The 21,865-nt window shown below is 70.4% G+C and carries 18 protein-coding genes; 5 read left to right on the forward strand and 13 right to left on the reverse strand.

The genetic code is table 11. From position 1 onward, the window contains the following. Positions 1 to 33: 33 nt before the first annotated feature. A complete protein-coding gene (locus OG972_RS09310; RefSeq protein ID WP_266980006.1) occupies positions 34 to 1,575 on the reverse strand; it encodes a protein phosphatase 2C domain-containing protein in 1,542 nt (513 codons plus the stop codon). A 120-nt stretch (positions 1,576 to 1,695) separates the two neighbouring features. Beyond that, positions 1,696 to 5,472 carry a S8 family serine peptidase gene (locus OG972_RS09315; protein WP_266980008.1) on the reverse strand — a complete coding sequence of 1,259 codons (3,777 nt, stop codon included), beginning with the start codon at positions 5,470 to 5,472 and terminating at the stop codon, positions 1,696 to 1,698. 212 nt (positions 5,473 to 5,684) lie between these two features. On the opposite strand from OG972_RS09315, the gene OG972_RS09320 reads away from it, so the two are divergent. The 3 genes from OG972_RS09320 (at position 5,685) to OG972_RS09330 (ending at position 9,837) form a co-directional block, all read left to right on the forward strand. After that, positions 5,685 to 6,674, forward strand: coding sequence for a LuxR family transcriptional regulator (locus tag OG972_RS09320; protein ID WP_266980010.1), 990 nt, complete (start codon positions 5,685 to 5,687; stop codon positions 6,672 to 6,674). A 119-nt stretch (positions 6,675 to 6,793) separates the two neighbouring features. Continuing rightward, positions 6,794 to 7,276, forward strand: a complete 483-nt coding sequence (locus OG972_RS09325; RefSeq protein ID WP_266980012.1) for a DUF456 domain-containing protein — start codon at positions 6,794 to 6,796, stop codon at positions 7,274 to 7,276. A 194-nt stretch (positions 7,277 to 7,470) separates the two neighbouring features. Beyond that, positions 7,471 to 9,837 (forward strand): glycoside hydrolase family 95-like protein, encoded by a 2,367-nt coding sequence (locus OG972_RS09330; RefSeq protein WP_266980014.1) that lies wholly within the window; start codon positions 7,471 to 7,473, stop codon positions 9,835 to 9,837. 74 nt (positions 9,838 to 9,911) lie between these two features. On the opposite strand, the gene OG972_RS09335 is transcribed toward OG972_RS09330, so the two are convergent. The 5 genes from OG972_RS09335 to rsgA form a co-directional block, all read right to left on the reverse strand. After that, complete coding sequence (locus OG972_RS09335) at positions 9,912 to 12,209, reverse strand: FtsX-like permease family protein (RefSeq protein WP_266980016.1); 2,298 nt, start codon at positions 12,207 to 12,209, stop codon at positions 9,912 to 9,914. Beyond that, complete coding sequence (locus OG972_RS09340) at positions 12,206 to 12,904, reverse strand: ABC transporter ATP-binding protein (RefSeq protein WP_266980018.1); 699 nt, start codon at positions 12,902 to 12,904, stop codon at positions 12,206 to 12,208. The genes OG972_RS09335 and OG972_RS09340 overlap by 4 nt, the downstream gene beginning before the upstream one ends. Then, positions 12,901 to 13,425 carry a PadR family transcriptional regulator gene (locus OG972_RS09345; protein WP_266980020.1) on the reverse strand — a complete coding sequence of 175 codons (525 nt, stop codon included), beginning with the start codon at positions 13,423 to 13,425 and terminating at the stop codon, positions 12,901 to 12,903. The genes OG972_RS09340 and OG972_RS09345 overlap by 4 nt, the downstream gene beginning before the upstream one ends. Before the next feature lie 201 nt (positions 13,426 to 13,626). After that, positions 13,627 to 15,009: a DNA-3-methyladenine glycosylase 2 family protein gene (locus OG972_RS09350; protein WP_266980022.1), complete on the reverse strand. Its 1,383-nt coding sequence runs from the start codon at positions 15,007 to 15,009 to the stop codon at positions 13,627 to 13,629. Between the two features lie 70 nt (positions 15,010 to 15,079). Further along, positions 15,080 to 16,252: a ribosome small subunit-dependent GTPase A gene (gene rsgA / locus OG972_RS09355; protein ID WP_266980024.1), complete on the reverse strand. Its 1,173-nt coding sequence runs from the start codon at positions 16,250 to 16,252 to the stop codon at positions 15,080 to 15,082. Positions 16,253 to 16,640: 388 nt separating this feature from the next. On the opposite strand from rsgA, the gene OG972_RS09360 reads away from it, so the two are divergent. After that, the gene (locus OG972_RS09360; RefSeq protein WP_266980026.1) at positions 16,641 to 17,141 is read left to right on the forward strand and encodes a DUF5949 family protein; all 501 of its coding nucleotides are present in this window, start codon (positions 16,641 to 16,643) and stop codon (positions 17,139 to 17,141) included. A gap of 133 nt (positions 17,142 to 17,274) precedes the next feature. Here OG972_RS09360 and OG972_RS09365 read toward each other — a convergent pair whose 3' ends face one another. The 6 genes from OG972_RS09365 to OG972_RS09390 form a co-directional block, all read right to left on the reverse strand. Then, on the reverse strand, positions 17,275 to 17,685 hold the full coding sequence (locus tag OG972_RS09365; RefSeq protein WP_323135858.1) for a rodlin: 411 nt from the start codon (positions 17,683 to 17,685) through the stop codon (positions 17,275 to 17,277). Positions 17,686 to 17,804: 119 nt separating this feature from the next. Further along, positions 17,805 to 18,005, reverse strand: coding sequence for a hypothetical protein (locus OG972_RS09370; protein ID WP_266980030.1), 201 nt, complete (start codon positions 18,003 to 18,005; stop codon positions 17,805 to 17,807). Positions 18,006 to 18,281: 276 nt separating this feature from the next. Further along, positions 18,282 to 18,692, reverse strand: coding sequence for a rodlin (locus OG972_RS09375; RefSeq protein WP_266980032.1), 411 nt, complete (start codon positions 18,690 to 18,692; stop codon positions 18,282 to 18,284). A gap of 191 nt (positions 18,693 to 18,883) precedes the next feature. Then, positions 18,884 to 19,174 carry a hypothetical protein gene (locus OG972_RS09380; RefSeq protein WP_266980034.1) on the reverse strand — a complete coding sequence of 97 codons (291 nt, stop codon included), beginning with the start codon at positions 19,172 to 19,174 and terminating at the stop codon, positions 18,884 to 18,886. Between the two features lie 438 nt (positions 19,175 to 19,612). Beyond that, entirely contained in the window at positions 19,613 to 19,846 is a 234-nt protein-coding gene (locus tag OG972_RS09385) for a chaplin (RefSeq protein ID WP_323135859.1), read from the reverse strand. Between the two features lie 297 nt (positions 19,847 to 20,143). After that, positions 20,144 to 20,554 (reverse strand): rodlin, encoded by a 411-nt coding sequence (locus OG972_RS09390; RefSeq protein ID WP_266980035.1) that lies wholly within the window; start codon positions 20,552 to 20,554, stop codon positions 20,144 to 20,146. A 456-nt stretch (positions 20,555 to 21,010) separates the two neighbouring features. Between OG972_RS09390 and OG972_RS49225 the strand changes: the two genes are divergently transcribed. Next, a complete protein-coding gene (locus OG972_RS49225) occupies positions 21,011 to 21,841 on the forward strand; it encodes a chaplin (RefSeq protein WP_323135860.1) in 831 nt (276 codons plus the stop codon). Positions 21,842 to 21,865 lie beyond the last annotated feature (24 nt).

Raw genomic sequence — 21,865 nt, forward strand, 5'->3', positions numbered from 1 at the left:
AGCTAGGAGTCCATCAACCCATGGCACGCGCGGTTACGCCTCCCAGACGCCGACACCCGTACGGTCGTCGGCGTACCCCTTCACCCTGAGCTGTGTGTCCGCGAGGAACGCCGCCAGGCCGGGCGGCTCCTGGGGCGTCCAGCGTTCGGCGAGTTCCTCGGCGAGGGCGGGTTCGCCGCGCAGCGGCTCGGCGAGACCGGTACTGCACAGGAGCAGCGTGTCCCCCGGGCGGGCCACCGAGGCCCGGAACCGGAACGGCTGCGCGGGTGGCGGTGGCGGGCTCTCGACGTACGGGGACGGGGGCGTCGCGATCCCCAGGTCCATGGTCAGCCGGTCGCCGTCGGGCTCGCTCCCGGGGAACGCGGACCCGAAGCCGACGACGGCCTGCCCGGTCATGGCCCCGGTCTCCGGGACGTCCGGTTCGAGGTCCTGCCAGACGCCGTCCCGCAGCCGGAAGAGTCCCCCGCCGCCCACCCCGAAGAAGACCCGGGTCCGGCAGGTGGGATCGGCCGACAGCAGCAGACACCGCAGCCCCGCGGTGTACTCCTCCGGTTCGAGCCCCAGCTCTACGGCGCGGGCGCGGAGCTTGCCGTAGCTGCGGTCGGTGAGGCGGTGCAGGCCTGACTTGAGGTCGCCGCGGCGACCCGCTCTTATGTCCTCGGAGAGCCGGGTGTGGCTGCGGCCGACGGCTCCGCCGATCCAGCGGCAGGCGTCTGCGGCCGCGAGATGCGCACTCTCGGTGGCACGGGCGCCGCTGGCGACCGCGACGAGCACGAGGGCGTTCTCGGCGGCGCCGAACCGCACGGTGAGCAGGGCGTCGCGTCGGGGCTCTCCCCTGAACCGGGCGGAGTCGCCGCGCACAGAGGCGGCGCGCAGGGTGTATGTCCCGTAGCGGGCGCCGTCGAGCACGGTGTCGGCGACGAGGCCGTCCAGTTCCTGGGGGACGGTGGCGGGGAGGGCGGTCGGTTCGGCGTCGTAGGTGGGCGGGCGGTCGCCCACGTACGAGGGGCCCGGGCGCGCCGCGGGGGCGGGAGGGGGTTCGGGAGCGGTCCCGGGGGGCGGTGCGGCCGGGAGGACGGTGGTCGGTCCCGCCTCGGGCGCCGCCGGCTTCGAGGCGACCGGCCGTCTCGGGAGCGGCGGAACGGAGGCTGTGGCCGGCGCTTCGGCAGGGGGCGGCGTGGCCGGCGGCGCTTCGACAACGGGCGGCGGCGTGGCCGGCGGCGGTGTGGTGAATGTCCTCGGGCGCGAAGGGCCGGCCGGCGGTTCCCACGGCGCACGTGCCTGCACGGATTGCACGGGCGACGGAGGTGGAGGTTCCGGTGCCGACGGAAGCGGAGGTGCCGGTGGCGGCGGAGACGGCACCGGCGGACCGTCGGCGGGCGCCGCACGGGGTGGTTCCGGGAAGGCGACGTCCGCCCCGGGCCTCGCCGGACCCACCGCCCCCGAAGCCGAGTCGAAGCGGTCGTCGAGACTGTCGGCCGCGTTGCTCGCCCCGGCGTCCGCGGCGGTTTCGTCGTACAGCCTGCGCCACCAGTCGTCCTCGTGGGCGGCGGGCCTCTCCCCCTGCTGACTCATGCCCTTATTGTCCACCGCACGGGCCGTACGAAAACGGGTCATCAGGAAAAAGAGGTCCGCCGGGCGACCCCACCCCCCACGGGAAGGACGCCCGGCGGACCGGTCATGGTGTGGCCGAGGTCAGCGCACCGCGTATGCGTCGACGACGGTCTGGACGACGGAGTTTCCGTTGGCGTCCGTCAGTTCCGTCTTCAGCGTGACCGGCTTGCCGGCCGCACCCGCGTGGTTCACGGTCGCGGTCCAACGCCCGTCCTGCTGTGCGGTGGTGGCCTGGGTCCAGGTCGTGCCACCGTCGTACGAGTACGAGACCTTGGCCGCGGTCACCTTGCCGGGCGTGTAGCCGGCGTGGCCCGTGACACTCAGGCCGATCTTCTGGCCGTCCTGCGCCGCCAGGGTCTTCATGCCGTCCGTGGCCAGGTCGTATCCGGGGAACAGCAGCGGAATACCCTGAGAGTACGCGTTCTCGTCCCGCTTCGAACGGAACTTCCAGGTGGTCTCGGTCTGGGTGGACCGCTTCCACACGGCAGCGGGCGAACCGAACTTGGCGGTCTGCATGGTGAGTTCGTACGCCGCGTCCTCGGCCGGGACGGTGAACACCCCGGACGGCCACCCCGACTCGCCGAGCACCTTGCCACCGCTGGTGAGCCTCATGTTGCCCACATCCCCGAAGGAGCCCTGGATACCGGCGTGTTCGCTGTCGGCCCAGAAGCCCGGGGCGACGCCGATCAGGTTGTCCTGACGCTCGGCGGCGAGCACCTCCTTGCCCTCGGCGTTGCGCGGAGTCGACGGGCCGAGGATGCCCCGGTACCAGTTCTCCGTGCGCTTCGAGCCGGCCGTGTAGGTGTGCGCCGGGTCGACCATAAACTCGCCCCAGGGGAAGCTGGAGGAGACGTAGCGCTCCCAGGCGGTGTCGCCCGCCGAGTAGTACTCGGTGCGCTTGCCCGGGACGGCGACGGTGTCGAACGATGCGGAGTAACGCCCGCCGTACGGCCGGCCGAAGACCATTGAATCGACGTATTCCGCCGCGACACCCATCGCCTCGTACGTGGCGGTGGACCTGCCGAGTTCGCTGTCACGGACCTTGTACGTGCGGTCCGAGGTGACCGGACCGGTCTCGGGGAAGCTCAGGTTGTAGACGAACGGGCTGGCGGCAGTGCCCTTCCAGCTCAGCTTCACGGGGCCGGCGGCCAGGGCGGCGTTCAGGTCGGCGGCCTCACTCGCTTCGACGGCGAGGGAGGGCAGCGGCGCCGAACCATAGCCCACGGACGGCTGCCAGAGGCCCGCGGACGGCCGGTGCACGATGATCGCCTTTGCCCCGGCGGCCTTGGCGTTCCGCGCCGGGGTGACCACGGATCCGCCGTCGGCGACCTTCACCAGGGCGATCTTGCCCGTGACATCGGCGGCCTTCAGCTCGTCGGGGGTGCCGGTGCCCGCATCGACGAGCGCGGCCTCGCCGGAACCGTCGAGGTTGACGGAGCCGGTGCTCGCGAGCACCGGGTGCAGTTCGGCGCCGCCGACGACCGAGAGCTTCTCGATCTGCGGTGCATACGCACGCCAGGCGCTGTCGAACTCGAAGTCACCGTCGCTCGCCCGGCCCTCAATGTCGACCAGGTAGTTCTTGACGATGCGGCTGCCGGTGATGGAGCCCGAGTGCAGCCAGACGTCGTCCCAGCTGCGGCCGAAGGCGAGGGTCGTGGAACGGTTCTCGGACGCGCGGTCCTCGGTCCTCACCTGGATCCGATGCGCCTTGCGGGCGTCGAGCACCACGGTGGTGTCCTTGGTGACGTTCAGCTGCGGGCGCGCCAGGTAGCCGACGGACTCGACGAGCCTGCCGGTGGCGTCCTTCGGGTCCGGCGACATGATGAAGCTGGAGACGAAGTAGGCGCCGGGGCGCACCTGGTACACCTGGTCGGCCGAGCCGTCGTTGAAGCGGCGCTCACCAGTGGCGGTGTCGGTGCCGATGACGTCCAGCGAGGAGGAGCCCGCGGCGGGCTTGCCGGTGCGGTCGACGAGCTTGACCCGCAGGGTGACGGTCTCCGCGCCGACGTACAGCGAGAACGGGGTGGAGACCTTGACGCCGTCGGCGCCGGTGGCCAGCACACGCCCGGTGACATCACCGTACTGAGCGGCCTTCAGCTGCGCGGTCGGGTCGATCTGCAGCGGGACCTTGACGGTGGCTCCGGCCGGGACGGTGACACTGCTCTCGTCGAGCTTCGCGACGGAGGAGCGGACGGCCGAGCCGTCGTTGCCGGTGACGCCCTCGACCTTCAGCGACAGCTTCACCGGCTCGGTGCCGGAGTTGGTGTAGGGGACGTCGACCGTGGTGCGGTCGGCCTTTTCCTGCGGCCAGTTGAACGTGCCGCCCTGGACGGCGGGGGCGCCGACGACGGTGGTGTCGATGGCGGCCTTCACGTCGAGGCGGCCGCCGCCGGTCTCCCGCACGTCACCCGGGATGTCGCTCTTCGCGGAGGAGACGAGGGCCGCCTTGATCTGCTGTGCGGTCCAGTCCGGGTGACGCTGCTTCACGATCGCTGCGGCGCCCGCGACATGCGGGGTGGCCATCGATGTGCCGGACATCGTCCGGTACGCGTAGGCACCCCGGCCACCGGCCGCCGCCGCCGAGATGGCGACGCCGGGAGCGGCGATCTCGGGCTTGAGGGTGTGCGAGCCGATCACGGGTCCACGGCTGGAGAACTGGGCCGTGGAGTCGTCGCGGTCGACGGCGCCGACGGTCAGCACGCTCGGAGCGCAGCCCGGGGAGGAGACGGTGTTCAGCGTCGGGCCGGAGTTGCCCGCCGCGATGACGAACAAGGTGTTCTTGCTCTGGGCGAGTTCTTCGGCGGCGACGCTCATCGGGTCGGTGCAGTCGGTCGGCGTCGGGCTCCCGAGGCTCATGGAGACGACATCGGCCTTCTGGTCGACGGCCCACTGCATACCGGCGATGATCCAGGACTCGGCACCGAAGCCGCTGTCGTTGAGGACCTTGCCGGCGAGCAGGTCGGCGCCGGGTGCGACGCCCTTCTTCTTGCCGTCGCTGGCCGCGCCGGTGCCGCCCACGGTGGAGATGGTGTGGGTGCCGTGGCCCTGCCGGTCGTCGGTGGTGTCGGAGTCGGTGAAGTTCTCCGAGGCGGCGATCCGGCCCTTGAGGTCGGGGTGTTCGGCGTCGACACCGGTGTCGAGGACGGCGACCTTGGTGCCCTTGCCGTCGTATCCGGCGGCCCAGGCGAGGTCGGCGCCGATCTGCTTGGTCGACTTGTCGAGGGTGGCCTGAACCTTGCGGTCGAGCCAGAGCTTCTTCAGACCGGAGGCCGAGCGCGAGCGGTTGTTGGTGACGTCCGACCAGAAGTCGGCGGCCTTCGCCTTGTCCGCCTTGAGCGCGACGCCGTCGATGGCGTCGAGGGAGAGCCCGCGCTTCGCGCCGCGCGGGGTGGCGGGCGCGGAACGGGCCAGGTTTTGGCCGTAGACCGCGATCAGCGGCAGCGACGTGGTGCTCGCGTCGTCGTAGCCCTGGCGGATCAGTCCGGTGACGTTGAAGAGTTCCTCGTCGACCGTGCCCGCGGCGAGCGCCTCGGTCGCGGTGTCCGGGTAGACGTACAGGTCCTTGCCGGACTGCCGGGTCTGTACGAGGGGTACGGTGCCGTCCTCGCGGGGCAGCGCGGTGGCCGACGGGGCCCCCGAACGGTCCGTGCTCACCAGGACCTTGTCGCCGGTGACAAGGGTGACGGTGACCGGTTTGCCGCCCTTCGCGGCAGCGTCGGCACCGGCTGCCGCGCTGCCGGTCAGCGGTCTCTTCGATGTGGAATCCGTCGGTGGCGCTGCCACGGACGGCGCGACCACGGTGACGGCCAGGACCGCGGCGGTCGCCGCCCCCAGTGCCGTACGCGATATCGGGCGCATCGCTCTCCCCAGATGAATCCGGATCAGGACAGCACAATCTGTCTGATTCCGGAGGCTATTGGTGCTGCGGTGGGCGCCACATTGGCATGGCGACGGGCGATGCAGGGATGATGTACACGGCGGGTTTACGCCGTGGCCGCTTTCCGCCACGACCGGCCGGCCGAAGAGGGCGGAACGATGTGGAATTGACGCGTCCGGGGAGGGGTCCAAGGGTGCTGGGAGCCATAGGTCTCGACGGGAGACAGGAGTCCGCCTATCGCGCGCTCGTCGCGGTGGGCGCAGCGGAGGTCTCCGACCTCGCACACCGGCTGGGACTTCCCGAGTCGGAGACCGAGCGGGCACTTCGTCGGCTGGAGCAACAGGGCCTCGCCGCCCAGTCGTCCGCCCGCACCGGGCGGTGGGTTGCCGCGCCGCCGGGGGTCGCTCTGGGCGCGCTGCTGACCCAGCAGCGCCACGAACTGGAACAGGCGGAACTGGCGGCGGCGCTGCTCGCCGAGGAGTACCGGGCGGATGCGGCCGAGCCCGCCGTGCACGATCTGGTCGAGGTGGTCACGGGCGCGAGCGCGGTGGCGCACCGCTTCCACCAGTTGCAGCTGGGTGCGACCAGCGAGGTGTGCGCCCTCGTCACCGGGAAGCCGATCGCCGTCAGCGGCATGGAGAACGAGTCCGAGGAGCAGGCGGCGACCCGTGGGGTGTCCTTCCGGGTGGTGCTCGAGCGGGAGGTGCTCGCACTGCCGTCCGGAATCCTGGAGCTGTCCGCGGCCCTGAGCCGGGACGAACAGTGCCGGGTCGTCGACCGGGTGCCGACCAAGCTGGTCGTCGCCGACGCCTCGCTGGCGATGGTGCCGCTGACCGGCCGGGGTGCCGAGCCCGCGGCGCTGGTCGTCCATGCCTCCGGGCTGCTGGAGTCGCTGATGGGCCTCTTCGAGGCGGTGTGGCGCGAGGCCATGCCGTTGCGGCTGGGCGAGAGCGGCTGGGCTCACGAGGACCCCGTCGGCCCCGATCCGACCGATCTGGAGATTCTGTCGCTGCTGCTGGCCGGCCTGACGGACGCGAGCGTGGCGAAACAGCTGGAGCTGGGACTGCGGACCGTACAGCGGCGGGTGAAGGGCCTGATGGAGCTGACCGGGGTGTCGACACGGCTGCAGCTGGGCTGGCATGCGTACGAACGGGGCTGGGTGGCCCGCACGCCGCGGGCCTGAGCGAGATGGGTCCGCCACCGCTTCGGGACTGCCCCATCACCCCTCTGAGCTGCGTCGACGGCGTCCGCCCCGACCCTTGCTGACGGGCGGGACCGGCCGGACTCGGGCAGGCTGGTGAGATGGGTGTGTGGCAGCTCGTCGCCGTCGGCCTGGTCATGCTGATCGGTCTGGTGGGCGTGCTGGTGCCCGGGGTGCCCGGCCAGGCGATCGTCTGGGCCGCCGTGCTGTGGTGGGCGCTCACCGACATGACCCCGACCGCCTGGGCCGTACTGATCGGCGCCACCGTACTCCTGCTGCTCAACCAGGCACTGAAACCGCTGCTGCGCCCACGCCGCCCGCGCGAGGCCGGGGCGCCGCACAGGACGCTGATGCTGGGCGGGATCGCCGGGATCGTGGGCTTCTTCCTGGTGCCGGTGGTGGGCGGGATCCTGGGATACGTCGGGGCGATCTACGGCGCGGAACGCCTGCGGCTCGGCAGCAGCGGCGCGGCGCGGACCTCGCTCCGTTCGGTGATGCGGGCCACCGGCTACTCCGTACTCGTCGAGCTGTTCGCGTGTCTGCTGGTGACGGGGACGTGGCTGGGAGCAGTGCTCTGGGGCTGACCGCCCGACCCCTTTCCCCTGACCACCAGCGTGGATTCCATCCAGGTAGACGGAAACACATCGGATCTCTCCCGGACTATTGACGCCCAGGCGCCCCTTGCTTACCTTCCGTGAAGGAATAGCTCGGATGAATTGATGCGCCTGTGTACGAGTCGCCAGGAGACGCCTTGCCCACTGCACCGGATCCTTCCCGCATGCCCGGGACCGCCCCCTCGTCGCCGTCCCCCTCCCGAAGAACTGTTCTCGCCACCGGTACCGCGCTCGGCGGCGCGCTGATGGTGGGCGGCGCAGCCGTCCCCGCCCAGGCGTCCGCGCCGGCCACCACCCCGTCCGCGGCCCCCGTCGTCCCCGTCGTGCACTCCCCCGACGACAGCTGGCGCACCGTCCTCGACGACGCCGACCTCCTCTGGCAGAAACTGCCCAAGACCTGGTACGAGGGTCCGTACCTGGGCAACGGCCGCCTCGGCTCCGGCATCTACGCCGAACCCGGCGCCACCACCACGGCCGTCCGCTTCAACGTCCAGCACTCCGAGGTCCAGGACCACCGCCCCGAGTTCGGCTCCCTCTTCGGCCTCGCCCGCCTGCCGATCGGCCACTTCACCCTGGAACCGACGGGCACCATCACCGGCATCGAGTGGTGGATGCGGCTGCGCACCGCCGAACTCGAAGGCACGATCACCACATCCGCGGGCACCCTGAATCTGCGCGCCTTCGTCCACTCCTCCAGCGATCTGCTGGCCGTCGAAATCACCCCGAGCGAGGGCGAGCAGGGCTTCCGCTGGGTCTTCCACCCGGCCGATGCCATCAGCCCGCGAGCCGGCTTCCAGAAGCCTCCCGCCGGCTACACCGGCAATCCGCCCGCCACCGTCGAGGAGCACGAGGGATCATCGGCCGCCGTCCAGCCGCTGCTGGCGGGCGGCGAGCATGTCACCGCCTGGCGTGAGGTCACCCGCGACGGGGCACGCACCCTGTACGTCACGGTCACGCACTCGCACCCGAGGGCGACGGCCCGCGACCGTGCGCTGCGTACCGTCACCACCGCTTCCGTGCTCCCGTACGGTCTGCTCGCCACGCCTCACCGCGCCTGGTGGGACCGGTACTACCGAAAGAGCTTCCTGTCGCTCCCGGACGCCCGGATGCAGCGCTTCTACTGGATCCAGCTGTACAAGACGGCATCGGCGGCGCGTAAGGACGCACCCGTGATGGCCACTTCCGGTCCCTGGCTCGAACCCACGCCCTGGCCCAACACCTGGTGGAACCTCAACGCCCAGCTGGAGTACTGGTTGATCCATGGCTCCAACCACCTGGAGCTCGACGCGATCACCCGGTCCCTGAGCGAATTCCGCGACAACCTCTCCAAGGAAGTGGCCACCCCCTACCGAGCCGATTCGGCCGGACTGCCACGCACCACGGACCCGCACCTGATCAACGGCGGTGCCACCGCCCCCGTCCTCGGCTACGGCGTCGGCATCCCCGGCCAGGACCCGCCCACGCCCGAGGTCGGCAACCTGACCTGGGCGCTGCACAACGTGTGGCTCTCCTACCGCCACACGATGGACGAGTCGATCCTGCGCGACACGCTGTTTCCGCTGCTGCGCAAGGCCGTCAACTACTACCTGCACTTCCTGACGCCCGGCGCGGACGGCAGGCTGCACCTCCCGGCGACGTTCTCGCCCGAGTACGGCGTCAACGCACCGGACTGCAACTACGACCTGATGCTGCTGCGCTGGGGCTGCCGCACTCTGCTGGACTCGGCGAAGCAGCTCGGCGTCGACGACCCGCTCACGGCCCGCTGGCAGGAGGTACTGGCCAAGCTCGCTCCGTACCCGGTCGACGCCAACGGGTTCATGATCGGCGCCGGTGTCCCGTTCGCGAAGTCGCACCGCCACTACTCGCACATGCTCGCGGTGTATCCGCTGTACGAGGTGACGGGTGCGACGGCCGACGAGCGCGCTCTGATCGAGAAGTCCCTGGCCCACTGGGTCGGCTTCGAGGGCGCCCTGCAGGGCTACACCTTCACGGGCGCCGCCTCGATGTCGGCCCTCCTCGAAAAGGGCGAGGACGCGTTGAAGTACCTCGGCCAGCTCATGAGCCGCTTCATCCAGGCGAACACCATGTACAAGGAGTCGGGCCCGGTCATCGAGACCCCGCTCTCCGCGGCCCAGTCGCTGCACGACATGGTGTGCCAGTCCTGGGGCGGCACGATCAGGGTCTTCCCCGCGCTGCCCGCCGCCTGGCGGGAGCTGACCGTCCATGATTTCCGCACCCAGGGCGCGTTCCTGCTCAGCGCGGTACGGGAGGAGGGCCGCACCCGCTGGGTCCGGCTGACCAGCGAGGCCGGCGCCCCCTGCATCGTACGCCACAGCATCGAGGGCCCGATCGAGATCCGGGACCAGCGCGGACGGCCGCTGCGGTACGAGGAGGTGGCGGACGGCACGGTCCGGATCGAGCTCCGCAAGGGCGACTCGGCGCTCATCACGGCCGAGGGTGACCGCCCGGACCTGACGATCCGCCCGGTCACCGCGAACGCCACCGCGCCGCGCTGGGGCCTGCCGGTCTGAGTCCGGCCCCGGACCTGAACGAGGGACGGCTCGGACCGGCTGCAGTCAGCCGGTCCGAGCCGTCGTCGTTCCTGCTACTCGTTGCGTGCCGTTTCGGGTCCCGTGATGCGCCTGAGCAGCGGCATCGTGGATGCGATGACCCCCAGCGAGGCGACGAGCCCGGCGAGCACGATCGCGTAGTACTGGATCCCCGGTGCCCGGATCGAGTACCTGAACTGAGCCTGCACGAACAGCTGGGCAGCCAGGAAGCCCATCCCGATCGCCACCACGGCGACCACCAGGAGCGGGACCGCGCTCTCCAGAAGCACCACCCGCCGCAGCACCCCGAGCTGTGTGCCGGTCAGCCGCAGCAGGCTGAAGGGGCGCTTGCGGTCGCGCAGGCCCCCGGCCACGCTCACCGCCAGGCTGCAGCCGGCGATGGGGAAACTGACCAGGATGACCACGCTGGCCAGTTGCTGGTATCCGGCGAGCTGTGCGCCCCTTTCGGCATGGTCCTCGCGGCCGGTCGATGGGACGTCCTGGTCGGGGTACGTGTTCGCGAGGATGGTGCGCGCGCGTTCGATCGCCGACGTCGACCCGTTGGTGGCCACGACGATCTCCTGGACCGGGAGGCGGGCGAGGCGCTGGGCGGAGATGCCGGCGGCGGGCCATGCCGTGGGCCAGTGCTGCCAGTAGTACGTGCCGAAGCTGCCGTAGTTCTGGGTCACCGACGCCGCTTCGGCTCCGGAGGCGCATGCGCTGTGGGCCGGCATCTTCGCGAGCTCCGTGCACGAGGCCAGGCCGGCCATCGGCGGTGTCACGGAGCCTTGAGGGCCGCGAAAGGCCGGGTCCGTGGTGCCGAGCGGGTTCGTATGGATCATCAGCACGCCTTTGACGCCCGGTACGGAGTTCAGGTCGCCGAGCGCGGCCTTCGAGAGCGGGGGCACGCTACCGATCTGACGTCCGGTAGTGCGGTTGAAGCCTTGGACGTAGTGGGCGTCCAAGGCGCCGGCGACCGTCCGGCCGGCCCGCGGGATGCTGCGCTCGGCGTTGAGCGAGCCGATGATCCCGACGGCCGCGCTGGTGACGCACAGGGCGAGGACCAGCCCGCTGACCGCGCGGAAGCCGGCCTTCGGGTCGTCCGCGAGCCGCCGGCCCGCGAGGAGCAGCGCGGGCCGGCTGGTGAGCCGGGCCAGGACGCGAGCTCCGGCCATGGTCAGCCAGGGGCCGGCGATGACGAGTCCGGTCAGGACCAGCAGGATTCCCGGGACGAAGACCCAGATCTGACCGTTGGTGCTCCTGGGCACCCGGCCGATGGTGTACGAGAGTTCGGCGATACCGGCGACCAGTGGGATCACCCGGTAGACCCGCGGCGGGCGCGGCGTGACGCGCCGGGTGACCCCGAGCGGGGAGACCTGCACGCGGCGCAGGGCGATCCGGGCCGCGATCACGGCCCCCACCGGGACGGCGACGGAGACGAGAAGGATGTCGCTGGTCCGGAGCGTGAGATCGCCGGCGAAGTACGGCGTGCGCGTGAGGTTGACCGCCGCCAGCTGCGTACGGAACAGGTAGAAGAGGCCGAAGCCGACGGCCGTGCCGATGACCGCGGCGGCCGTCGATTCGACGGCCGAGATCATCGAGATCTGCCGCGGCGTGGCGCCCACCAGGCGCATCGCGGCGAAGCGCTGCTCACGGCGGGCGGCTGCCAGCCGGGTGGCCGTGCCGATGAGGATGAGCACAGGGAAGATCAGGGCGGTGCCCGCGACGGAGAGGATGAGCTTGATCCCCCGGCTGTCGATGCCCGTCCTGACCGTACAGTTCGTTCCGTTGCAGCTGCTTGGGGTCACGGTGGTGATCGAGGTGACCCGGGTGGCGTCGTGCTGCTTCGCGAGCTGGTCGGGGGTGTGGCCGATGACGACGACCAGGGAATCCGGGCCCGGGAGCGCCGCCTTGCCGACCGTGCCGACCTGGCGGCCGGGGTAGCGGTCGGCGAGTTCGGCGGCCGGGGTGGAGTGGAGGATCTTGCTGAGGGCCGGTGAGGCGTAGAACTCGCCCGGTCCGGGAAGGCGTGAGAGCCCCGGTGGGACCGGGGAGTTCGGGCCGCTGGCGGCGACGTCGACGCGGCCGATGGTTCTGCCGTCGAAGTGGTCCGCCCTGAGCAGCCACCACAGCGGGTCGGTGTCCGCCTTCGCCGCCGACTGGCTCGACGCGCTCTTGCCGGTGCCGGTGTTGAGCCAGGCGTTCCGGCTGTTCTGCGTGGCGGTGGCATTGATGGCCGCAAGGATGCTCAGCAGCAGGCCGACGCCGAGGGCGACGGCGGCCGCGATGACGGCGAGGCGGGCGGCGGCCTCCCTGCCGCCGCTCAGGGTGAGGCGCAGGCCGAGGCGGATCACGAGGTGAGCCGTTCGACGAAGAGCGGCGTGACCTTGCCGTCGCGGACGATGACTTCGCGGTTCGCGTAGGCGGCCACCCGCGGCTCGTGGGTGACGAGGACGACGGTGGTGCCCTCCTCGCGCACGGAGGCGACCAGCAGGTCCATCACGTGCTCGCCGGTCAGCGAGTCGAGCGACCCGGTCGGCTCGTCGGCGAACAGCACCTTGGGCCGGGAGACCAGGGCGCGGGCCAGTGCGACACGCTGTGCCTGCCCGCCGGAGAGTTCGCCGGATCGGCGCCCCTCGAGACCGTCCAGGCCGAGCCGCCCGAACCACGGCCGTGCCTCGGCCAGCGCGCTCGCCCTGCGGGACTTGGCGAGCAGCAGCGGCAGGGCGACATTCTCCTCGGCGGTCAGCTCGGGGACGAGCTGACCGAACTGGAAGACGAAGCCGAAGTGATCCCGGCGTAACGCGCTGCGCTCGGGCTCGCGCTGGGTGTCGACGCGGCGGCCGTCGAACCAGATCTCGCCGGAGTCCGGTACGAGGATCCCGGCCAGGCAGTGCAGCAGCGTGGACTTGCCGGAGCCGCTCGGGCCGGTGACGGCGAGGATCTCGCCGGCCCGGGCGGAGAGGTTCGCACCCTGCAGCGCGGGCGTCTGCCCGAATGACAGGACGGCGTTCCGCGCTTCTACGAGGAAGCCTTCGTCCGAACTCATGAGCGCACCTCTGCTGTCAGGGCGGCGAGCCGCGCCACGGTCTGGTCGATCCACCGCAGATCGGCCTCCAGGTGGTACACGCCGTGGTCGGCGAGCAGCGAGTCGATCGTGCTGCCGGTCCGGCGCAGTTCGGTCAGCTCCCGCATCCGCTCCATGTGGGCTGCGCGCTGGATGTCGAGGTACGCGCGGGGGTCGCGCTCCAGCAGCAGCGCCAGTACGACCTTGGTGAACAGCACCGTCTGCAGGTGCGGTTCACCCGCGACCGGTTCGGTCAGCCAGGTCTCGACCTGCGTGACCCCCAGCTCGGTGATCACGTAGCGCTTGCGGTCCGGCCCCGACCCGGGCTCGGCCTCGCCGACTTCGACCTTCCCGTCGCGGGCGAGGCGGCCCAAGGTCGAGTAGACCTGCCCGGCGGGCAGTGGCTTACCTCGGCCGAAGTAGGTGTCGTAGTCGCGCTTGAGGTCGTAGCCGTGGCTCGACTCCCGTTCGAGGAGTCCGAGGAGTGCCAGGGGGACAGTCATACCTCAGTGTCTACACTCAGTATCTAGTCGACGTCAACAGGCAGGCCGGCCGGGTCGATTGGCCGCGATTACGTGAAGACAGCGCCGTTCGGCCGATGGGTGGGTGCGGGCCATCGTTGGGAGCGCATGACCGCCAGGGTGGGCAGGCCGGTGCGATCGCGAGAAGAGGCCTGAGAGCCTGTCGGGTGACCTTCGATCCGATCAGGCCGTTCCGGCATGATCCGAAGACAGTCCCCGCAGCTCCAGGTGGCGCGTGGCGTACGAACGCCAGGGCCGCCACCGCTCCGCCTCGGGACGCCCGTCCGGATCCACATCGGGGTCACCGAGCGCCCGCATCCTGATCAGCGCCGCGGCCGCCGGGCCGATCCCCGGCAGTCGCAGCAGCGCACGCTCGGCCTCCTCGCGGTCCGCCCCGGCGTCGAGCCGTACGTCCCCGTCCGCCAGCGCGGCCGCCAGCGCCCGCAGCGCCGGAGCCTCCGCCTCTCCCGCCAGCGCTCCCGGCTCGGGGAACACATGCGTGAGCCCTCCGCAGGGCACGTCCAGCACCTTCCCGTACATCTCCACCAGCCGCTCCGCCGCGTCCCGGCCCACCAGCGTCCGTACGGCGAACTCCTCCGGGTCCGCCGCCCCCGGCGACCGCACCCCCGGGCGGGCGGCGACGCGCGGTGCGAGCAGCGGGTCGGCGCCGAGCCGCTCGTCGACAGCGTACGGATCGGCGTCCAGGTCGAAGAGGCGCCGCAGCCGCTGCACCGCCGTCGTCAGGTCGCGCAGATCGGTCAGGTGGATCCGGGCGTCCAGCCACGCCCCCGCGGACCGCTCGTCGACGGCGACGATGCCCGTCCCGTACGGCAGCCGCAGGGTGCGCCGGTAGGTACGGGCGCCGGGCTCGCCGCTGATCTCCTCGATCCGGGCGACCGTCTCACCGGCCAGCAGATCGAAGACCTCCCGGGCGGCGTACGGCCCGCGGTGCGCGAGCCGGAGCGGGATCCCGGTCGTGCGCGCCTCCCGTACCGCCGCGCCCAGCCCGGTCCCGGCCTCGGCCCGCAGTGCGCTCGGCGTACGGGCGTAGATCTGCCGGATCGTGTCGTTGAACTGGCGCACGCTGGCGAAGCCCGACGCGAACGCGATCTCGGTGACGGGCAGCCCGGTCGTCTGGAGCAGCACCCGTGCGGTGTGTGCGCGCTGGGCACGGGCCAGGGCGACGGGTCCGGCGCCCAGCTCGGCGTTGAGCTGCCGCTGCACCTGGCGCGAGCTGTAGCCGAGCCGGTGGGCGAGACCGGGAACGCCCTCCCGGTCGACCACGCCGTCGCCGATCATCCGCATGGCGCGGCCGACGACGTCGGCGCGTACGTCCCATTCCGCGGACCCCGGGACGGCGTCCGGGCGGCATCGCCTGCAGGCCCGGAAGCCGTGGCCCTGGGCGGCGGCCGCGGTCGGGTAGAAGCGGACGTTCTTCCGCTTGGGGGTGACGGCGGGGCAGCTCGGCCGGCAGTAGATGCCGGTGGTCTCGACGGCGAAGAAGAACTCCCCGTCGAAACGCGCGTCGCGGCTGCTCACCGCCTCGTACCTGGTCTGTTCGTCCATGACACCGTCCAGTGTGCGCCACCCCCCAGTGGCGCACTCGCGGTTTTCGGACGTGGACCCGCCCCGTGCGCTACCGCAGCCGGCCCCGCTTGGCGTCCATGGCCGCCCGGCCCTCGGCCCCCTTGCGCTTCCAGTCGCGGCGGATCTCGGACCGTACCCGGGCATCGGTCTTGGCGACGATGCGCTGGTTCTCGCGGAGCAGCTTGCGGTAGCTGTCCAGGCGCCGCTCGGGCAGCGCGCCGTCCTCGATGCCGGCGAGTACTGCGCAGCCGGGCTCGGACTCATGGTTGCAGTCGTGGAAGCGGCACTCCCGGGCCAGTTCCTCCACGTCCGAGAACACCTGCCCGACACCCGCCTCCGCGTCCCAGAGGCCGACCCCGCGCAGACCGGGGGTGTCGATCAGGACACCCCCGGAAGGCAGGACCAGCAGGTTGCGGGTCGTGGTGGTGTGCCGCCCCTTGCCGTCGACGTCACGGGCTGCCTGCACAGCCATCACGTCGTCGCCGAGCAGGGCGTTGGCAAGTGTGGACTTACCCGCGCCGGACACCCCGAGCAGCACACTCGTACCGCCGGAGACGATGGCGCCGAGCACGTCGAGCCCCTCCCCGGTGGCGGAGCTGACGGGCAGCACCTGCACACCGGGGGCGACGGTCTCGATGTCCTGGACGAGGTACGCCAGCGTGGCGGCGTCCGGCACCAGGTCCGCCTTGGTCAGCACCACCAGCGGCTGAGCGGCGCCGTCCTGAGCGGACGCCCCGTCCCGCAGCAGTGCGTCACCGCTGGAGCTGGACATGGCGAGCGCCAGAAAGCGTTCCACCCGCCCCAGGTCGAGCTCCACGGCGAGCGAGACGCAGATGGCGATGTGGTCGACGTTGGTGGCGAGGACCTGTCCCTCGGACCGCTTCGACGACGTCGAGCGCACGAAGGCGGTACGCCGCGGCAACAGCGTCCGTACGAACTGCGGATCACCTTCGGGGTCGACGGCGACCCAGTCACCCGTGCAGACGATCCGCATCGGGTCGCGCGGCACCACGAACGCGGTGTCGGCGCGCACGGTGCCGTCGGGGGTGACGACATCGCACTGACCGCGGTCCACCCGCACCACCCGTCCGGGCAGCAGCCCCTGTTCGGCGTGGGGAGCGAACTCGGCGGCCCAGTCGTCGTCCCAGCCGTACGGTGCCAGCGGATGCGAAGCGGAGGGGCCGACGAGGGAGGAAAGCGGGGAAAGCGAGGAGAAAGACAAGGGAAACCCTTCAAAGGGTGGCCCCGGCGACGCGCACACGGGCGCGCAGAAGTTACGGAGAAGGTCAGCCGGCGACCACGGGAGTGAGAACGATGCTCTTCGGGTTGTGGGCAGCGCCCACCGCGGCGACAGTCATCAATGTCCTCACCTCCTGGTCCAAGCACGGGTCCAACACCGGCGGTTCATGCCCGCCGTCCGGAACGCTGCACACCATAGCCCGGGACCGCCCGACGGCGTCAACACATTTTGATCCGGCCGTCCGGGGGATGTGCGCGGAGGGCGCGCGGCCGGCCCGGTCCGGCACTCACGTGGGAGACATCCGTAGATCTCCCTCGATCAGGTGATACGCATGCACAACGACCGTTCCGCGGGCGTTAGGGTGCCGAGCATGACCTCGCCCCGGACCGCCATCGGCACGTTCACACCAGCCCAGTTGGGCACTCTCTCCCTGATCGGGTGGAGTGGCGAACACCCCGAGGGCGGACACGATGTCGCCTTCCTGCTCGTCTACTCGCTGGGCGACGGGTCGGACGGCCCGGCCGCCGGTGAGGCCGCCCTGCGTGTGGCCCTGCAGCGCAGCGGACTGCCGGTTGGCGCCGGTCTCGTACGCGCCGCCGAGACACCGGGCCTCCCGGTCAAGCTCCTTGTCCAGGCCGGCCAGGCGGTGCTGACGCTTCCTCACTTCACCGCGCAGTACCCCGTACCGCCGCAGTGGCTGGCCGCGGCCCACGAGCAGGGCGAGGCGTACGCGATGTTCGCCACCCGGCCGTGGCCGGAAGCGGTGCCCGGCCGCCCCGTGAGCGAGGAGCTGCTGCGTTCCTTCGCCGGCGACGAGGAGGTCATCATGACCTCCGCCCACTGCGTCCTGCCGGTGCGTTCTTTGGGCTGACCCGTACGCCCGGGTACGCCCGATGCCCACCACCCCCCGTGGAATGGTGGGCATCGGCGCGTGCGGCCCCGTACGGACACGTGAGTGCGGGCGGTCCGGGGCTCGGCCCCGGCCGCCCGTACATCACGAGGTGTCAGCTGTTGAGGGAGCCGTTGCCCGACAGCACCGGGATGTCGTCCGCGATGTGCGACAGCGCCTCGTCACCCTTGGCCTGCGTGGAGTTCTCGGCGCACTGCTGATTCTGCGGCGAGTCCAGGACGTTGACGTCCTGGACCGCGACGGGCACCAGCACGCCGACGAGCGAACCGGCATTGGCCTTGGCCGGCAGGCCGACGCACGCCTTGTTCAGCGAGCCCTGGACGAGCTGCGCCTGCGGACTGTGGTCGCCCTGGGTGACGCTGTTGCCGAACGCCTGCTGACCATTGTTGCCGTTGACCGACGTGGTGCCCTGGTCGTTGCCGATCGCCATCGCCGCGGGGGCCGCGGCGGCCGACAGACCGACCAGGGACACGGCCACTGCTGCTCCGGCCATCATCTTCTTCATCAAGCTTCACCTTTCAGAGCGTCCCGTTGTGGAACGTACTGATCAACCGGTTGCGGAAGCGTCGGTTCCGCAGTACCACTCAAATGGGTTCCATCCGGCTTGAGTTCGACGCTTCGAGGTCATTCACCGAGGTCCTCGCAGGAGGTGCGAGCAGCGGGCACGAGTCCGTCCGCGCTGGGCGGACCGAGCGCGGGACGCGATGCCCGGTCCCGGTCCCGCCGGGCCGCCTGCCATTCGGCGAGCAGGCGGTCGTAGATCGGGGTGTCGTCCTCCGTGTGCCGGTGCCGGCCCCACGGGCGTTGGCTGTCGTACTGGTCCATGGGACGCCTGTACCCGGTTCGACGGGTGACGGCCGCCGCAACTGCGGCAACCGGCCCAGTACACCCCTCCAACGAGGGGTTCGGGCGGCCGCCCGGCGACAGGACGAAGGGCCAGCGCGTCCGGGCCGCCGGGAATCGGCTGCCGCGTGGACGGACTGGCCCCACGGGTGTTGCGGGTTCTGTGTCACGCGCTGCGGAAAGGCGGACTCGGCGCGCCCTGCGAAGCATCCGGGGAATCGTCGAGGCCCCGGCGAGGAGCGTCCGGAACGGTACGGCTCAGCCGTTGGTGGTGCCGTTGCCGGACAGGACCGGGACGTCGTCCAGGATGTGCGACAGGGCCTCGTCGCCCTTGGCCTGGGTGGAGTTCTCCGTGCACTGCTGGTTCTGCGGCGAGGACAGGACGTTGACGTCCTGGACCGCGACCGGGACGCCGCCGACGAGCGAACCGACGTTGGCCTTGGCCGGCAGGGCGACGCAGGGCTTGTTGAGCGAGCCCTGGAGAAGCGCGAACTGCGGGCTCCAGTCACCAGCGGTGGCGGAATTGCCGAACGACTGCGCGGTACCGTTGCCGTTGTAGGACGTGGTGCCGATGTCGTTCCCGATGGCCATCGCCTGCGGGGCGATCGCGGCGGAGACGCCGACGACCGAAGCAGCAACGGCTGCCGAAGCCATAATCTTCTTGATCACGAAATAGCCCTTCTGGAATCTCTGTTGCCCGCCTGTCCGGAGCGCCCTGATCAACTCGCAGCGGCGGGTTCAGTTGTGGCAATTCACCCGAACGGTGCTACAGCCATGCAAATTCACGGATATACGCCGCATCGACGGCGGAGAAATGCGAATGCTGCCCATGGGCGGGGGAACTTCCGCCTTGCGACGGATCAGCCGCCGAGGGGCACGCCACCGAGGAGCGGCGCAGCGCCCTGGGCCGCACCGGCCGCCTGACCGGCGACCTTGGTGACGGTGCCCTTCCTCTGCACCGAGTCGGTGGCGCCGCTGACGGTGTCGACGATCGGGTCGACACCCTGCGGCGCCGCCTCCAGCACCTGGTTGACGCCGCCGTCGAGGCTGAAAACGGGGGCCGTGACGGTGGTAACGGCGAAGGCGGGAGCAGCCGTTCCGAGAGCAACCACGGAACCGGCAACGAACGCAGCTGTCTTCGCGTACTTCACTTTTCGGGTTCCCTTCTGCGGCGGCATCTGCTTCGGTCGCGTCCCCGCGCCGCACAAGCCTTCTTTGCCTGTGACCTCTGCCGCTTTCGCCCTGGGTAACGATCCGGTTCCGGCCGGGAAACTGCGCGGTCTCCTTTTTCTGTCTGGCCACTCGATCGATTGCATGACTAATCACCGGAACGAGTGTTTTCGGGGTTCCGGGGCCGGAATCAGTGGTGCACTGTCAGGTGCTCCGTTCTGCGCAGCTGTCCGGGTGTCAGCCTCCAGCCGCCGGCGCTCCGCGCCCCGGGCCGGTGGAATGTCTCCGGCCGTTCCGCCGCACCCGGGCAGTGCCGCGTACCTCCGGAACGGAGAACGCAGAAAAGAGGAACGCCCCGGATCGCAGGAGATGCGATCCGGGGCGAACCGGCAATGAGCACGGGGCTCGGCCGACAGCGGTCAGCTGTTGGCGCAAGCGTTGCCGAAGGCCGGGTTGAGCAGGCCGATCACGCTCAGGGCGTTGCCGCAGGCATTGACCGGAATGTGAATCGGAGCCTGGATGACGTTGCCGGAAAGCAGGCCCGGGGAGTTGAGAGCGGAACCATCGGCACCGGAGTCGGCGAAGGCGGGCGTAGCGGCACCGATCGCCATCAGCGTTCCGGCGGCGATAGCGGCAACCTTGGTGTACTTCACTTTCATCCCTTTCTTTGACGGAGTCCGGAGCGGCCACGACTTTCGTGCCGCACGAGCGCAGTCCTGATCGCTCGTAACTCCGCCACTGTAATTCGTAACGATGTAAGACCGTGCGCGAAACTCTTCAAGGAGAGAATTCGCGGAAATCCGCCCGAATGACGCAATACCCCGATCGCCCGGCGCCACCGCCGGAATCATCCGGCATCTCCGATGCACCGAGGGAGCGACGGGCAGCAGCAGGCCCGGGCCGCGCAGGGGAGGAACGCCGGCGGCCCGGGCCAGTTCGGTGCGGCTGGATCAGCTGTTCGAAGCGCCGTTGCCGGAGAGCACCGGGATGTTGTCCAGGATGTGCGACAGGGGCTCGTCACCCTTGGCCTGGGTGGAGTTCTCCGTGCACTGCTGGTTCTGCGGCGAGGACAGGACGTTGACGTCCTGGACCGCGATCGGGACGACACCGAGGAGCGAACCGGCGTTGACCTTGGCCGGGAGGCCGACGCAGGGCTTGTTCAGGCTGCCCTGGACCAGACCGAACTGCGGGCTCCAGTCACCACGGGTCTCGGAGTTGCCGAAGGACTGCGAGGTGCCGTTGCCGTTGACCGACGTGGTGCCGGTGTCGTTGCCGATGGCCATCGCCTGCGGAGCGAGCGTTGCCGAGATACCGACAATGGAGGCGGCGACGGCACCCGTAGCCAGAACCTTCTTGATCACGATTAACCCTTCTCGTACTTGACGCCCCGTGTCGGGGCGCCCTGCCCAACTCGGCGCAGGACGTTTGGTTCTCTCCATTCACTCGAATGACAGGACGCCACGGACACCCGTACGAGGGTGCGTCAGGAAACCCGCAATTCCGCCTGAACAACGGATTGACGAACATGCATGCGTCATCCGTCCGGGTGGTCACACAATTCCCGTGGACTTTCGAGTTTCCTTCACCAATTCCCCATCGTTACGACTTCGACAAGCGCACTTTCGGAGCGTGTCCGGCACGGATTCGCCGATTCCGCCTCGACGTGACCACTGCTTGTCGACCACGGACATGGAGAACCGTCGGGGCGGCAGCCCCTGCCGGTTACTGCCACCGCCTAGTGAGAGAAATGCGGGCATTTCGCCCGCGCACGATGTCCTAAGAAAGGGCAACCAATGCGTAAAGCCTTGAGTAAAAGCATGATCGTCATGGCGGCGGCGTCAGGAATCCTGACCGCGGCCGGCGGCTACGCGTTCGCGGATGCCTCGGCCGACGGGGCGTCCGCCAATTCGCCGGGGGTCGGCTCCGGCAATGCCGTGCAGGTGCCGGTGCACGTTCCCGTCAACCTCTGCGGCAACACGGTCAATGTGGTCGGGCTGCTGAACCCGGCCTTCGGCAATGAGTGCGAGAACACCGACAGCGGTCGGGGCGACGACGGGACCCGGGGCGCGAGCGCCGAGGGTTCAGCCAGCGACTCCCCCGGTGTGCTGTCGGGGAACCTGATCCAGGCTCCCGTCGATATCCCGGTCAATGCCTGCGGCAACTCCGTCGATGTCGTCGGTGCGCTGAACCCCGCGTCCGGCAACGGGTGCGCCAACGGGGACCGGTCGTCAACGACCGAGCCGCCCACCACGGTGCCTCCCGTCACAGTGCCTCCCGTCACCGTTCCCCCCATCACAGTGCCTCCCGTCACCGTTCCCCCCATCACAGTGCCTCCCGTCACCGTTCCCCCCATCACAGTGCCTCCCGTCACCGTTCCCCCCATCACAGTGCCTCCCGTCACGGTGCCGCCCGTCACCGTTCCCCCCGTCACGGTGCCCCCCACCACCACCGTGCCGCCCCCCACCACCGTTCCCCCGACCACCACGGTGCCCGTCACCGATACGACCGTGCCGCGCTCCCCGAACTTCCCCGACTCGCAGCTGGCCCACACCGGGGCCGCCGACCTCGGCCTGGCGGCCGGAGCGAGTGTCGCCCTGCTGCTCGGCGGCACGGTGCTGATGCGTCGCGCCCGCGCCGGGCAGAGGTGACGTAACGGCTGGATCGCAGACAGG

The sequence above is a fragment of the Streptomyces sp. NBC_01669 genome, from assembly GCF_026339735.1.
GTDB classification, from domain to species: Bacteria; Actinomycetota; Actinomycetes; order Streptomycetales; family Streptomycetaceae; genus Streptomyces; species Streptomyces yanii.

Coding starts and splice junctions, on each gene's coding strand:
- OG972_RS09310 (WP_266980006.1), bottom strand. CDS start 1,575: ATGAGTCAGCAGGGGGAGAGGCCCGCCGCCCACGAGGACGACTGGTGG.
- OG972_RS09315 (WP_266980008.1), bottom strand. CDS start 5,472: ATGCGCCCGATATCGCGTACGGCACTGGGGGCGGCGACCGCCGCGGTC.
- OG972_RS09325 (WP_266980012.1), top strand. CDS start 6,794: ATGGGTGTGTGGCAGCTCGTCGCCGTCGGCCTGGTCATGCTGATCGGT.
- OG972_RS09330 (WP_266980014.1), top strand. CDS start 7,471: ATGCCCGGGACCGCCCCCTCGTCGCCGTCCCCCTCCCGAAGAACTGTT.
- OG972_RS09340 (WP_266980018.1), bottom strand. CDS start 12,904: ATGAGTTCGGACGAAGGCTTCCTCGTAGAAGCGCGGAACGCCGTCCTG.
- OG972_RS09345 (WP_266980020.1), bottom strand. CDS start 13,425: ATGACTGTCCCCCTGGCACTCCTCGGACTCCTCGAACGGGAGTCGAGC.
- OG972_RS09350 (WP_266980022.1), bottom strand. CDS start 15,009: ATGGACGAACAGACCAGGTACGAGGCGGTGAGCAGCCGCGACGCGCGT.
- OG972_RS09360 (WP_266980026.1), top strand. CDS start 16,641: ATGACCTCGCCCCGGACCGCCATCGGCACGTTCACACCAGCCCAGTTG.
- OG972_RS09365 (WP_323135858.1), bottom strand. CDS start 17,685: ATGAAGAAGATGATGGCCGGAGCAGCAGTGGCCGTGTCCCTGGTCGGT.
- OG972_RS09370 (WP_266980030.1), bottom strand. CDS start 18,005: ATGGACCAGTACGACAGCCAACGCCCGTGGGGCCGGCACCGGCACACG.
- OG972_RS49225 (WP_323135860.1), top strand. CDS start 21,011: ATGATCGTCATGGCGGCGGCGTCAGGAATCCTGACCGCGGCCGGCGGC.